Raw genomic sequence first — 1,527 nt, forward strand, 5'->3', positions numbered from 1 at the left:
CCCCGGTACGGACGCCGGCACCCCGCCCCGCGACTGACCGCCGGGCCCGGCCGACCGCCGGGCCCGCCCCCTCGCCGACAACAGGGCGGGGCCCGAGGACGCGTACGCTCCCCGGGCCCCGCCCTCGTCCGTCCGGGAGACCCCGGCCGCCTCCGCGCTCAGCCCTCGGCACTCCCCGGCGCCCGCGTCGCCCCCGGCCGTCCCCGCTTGCGGAGCCTGCCGTCCCGGGCCGCCGGGGGCTCCGTCGCCGTCGTGAGCCGCGCCGCCTCGGCCTCCTCGGCCCGCTCGCTCTCCGCCGTCTCCGCGCGCCCCTCCACCGCCGTCCACGCCGCGCAGTACAGGAGCAGCTTCGCGGTGAAGTTGATCCACAGGAGCAGCGCGATCGGGACGCCGAAGACGCCGTACATGTTCTTCGAGGCGACGCCCGAGATGTACCCCCCGATCAGCAGCTTCAGCAGCTCGAAGCCGATCGCGCCGATCATCGCGGCGAAGACGAGGCGGCGGCGCCGGGGGTGGACGCGGGGCAGCAGGCTCAGGACGTAGAGCAGGAGCAGGAAGTCGGTGCCGACCGCGACGGCGAAGGAGAGGACGCGCAGCAGGACGCCGCCCGCGCCGTTCTCGGCGATGCCGATGTGGCGGGCCGTCCAGCCGATCGCCGTCGTCGAGGCGGCCGAGGCGACGACGGTGATCAGGCCCGCGGCGCCGAGGCCGATCAGGACGCCCGCGTCGCGCACCTTGGCCATGATGGCGTTTCCCGGGTCCTCGGGCAGCCGCCACACCGCGCGCAGCGACTCCCGCATCGAGCCGACCCAGTTGATGCCCGTGAAGAGCAGCGCCGCGCCCGCGACGAGTCCGACCGTACCCGCGTTGTCGACGAGTCCTTGCAGGTCGAGCTGGTTCGCGATGCCGGGGACCTGCTCCTTGACGCGGCCTTCGAGGTCGTGGACGCGGTCCTGCCCGAAGGCGCCCGCGACGACGGCGACGGCGACGGTGAGGAGCGGGAAGAGGGCGAGGAAGCTCGTGAAGGTCATCGCGGCGGCGAGCCGCGCCCAGCGCACCTCGTCGAGCCGTTCGTAGCAGCGCCAGGCGCGGGTGCGCATGAGCCGCGCGAACCAGGGGCCGAGCACCGGGAGTCTCGTGAGCCAGTCCATGGGTGTGTGTCCGCCCTCCCGAGCGCCGCGCCGTACCGTCTGGCCACCATGTGCCCCGGTACGGGCCCGGGCAGTCCGGCGGGGCGGGAACGAGCCCGCACCGTAGCCCGATACGGTGAGTTTTCGGTCGGTTTGGGGGTATTCGGCACGCGGTGGGCGATACGGTCACCGCGCGCCCGCCGCACGTCCGCCGCGCGGCCGCCCCTGAGCCCCGAGGAGTACGCCATGCAGGACCCGATCGGCCCGCCCCGTTCTCTGCTGCTGCTCGGCGGCACGTCGGAGCTGGGTCTCGCCACCGCGCGCCGCATGATCGGCCGCCGCACCCGCACCGTGTGGCTCGCGGGCCGCGCGGGGCCCGCGCTCGACGCCGCCGCCG

1 protein-coding gene and 1 pseudogene are annotated in these 1,527 nt (G+C 75.4%); one reads left to right on the top strand and one right to left on the bottom strand.

Features of this window, described 5'->3' with window-relative positions; translation table 11 throughout:
- Positions 1 to 158: 158 nt before the first annotated feature.
- Positions 159 to 1,151: a YihY/virulence factor BrkB family protein gene (locus G3I42_RS30895; RefSeq protein WP_164291021.1), complete on the bottom strand. Its 993-nt coding sequence runs from the start codon at positions 1,149 to 1,151 to the stop codon at positions 159 to 161.
- Positions 1,152 to 1,376: 225 nt separating this feature from the next.
- On the opposite strand from G3I42_RS30895, the pseudogene G3I42_RS30900 reads away from it, so the two are divergent.
- Positions 1,377 to 1,527, top strand: a pseudogene (locus G3I42_RS30900) (decaprenylphospho-beta-D-erythro-pentofuranosid-2-ulose 2-reductase); the annotation flags it as partial.

It is taken from the genome of Streptomyces sp. SID11385, assembly GCF_010548245.1.
Lineage (GTDB): Bacteria > Actinomycetota > Actinomycetes > Streptomycetales > Streptomycetaceae > Streptomyces.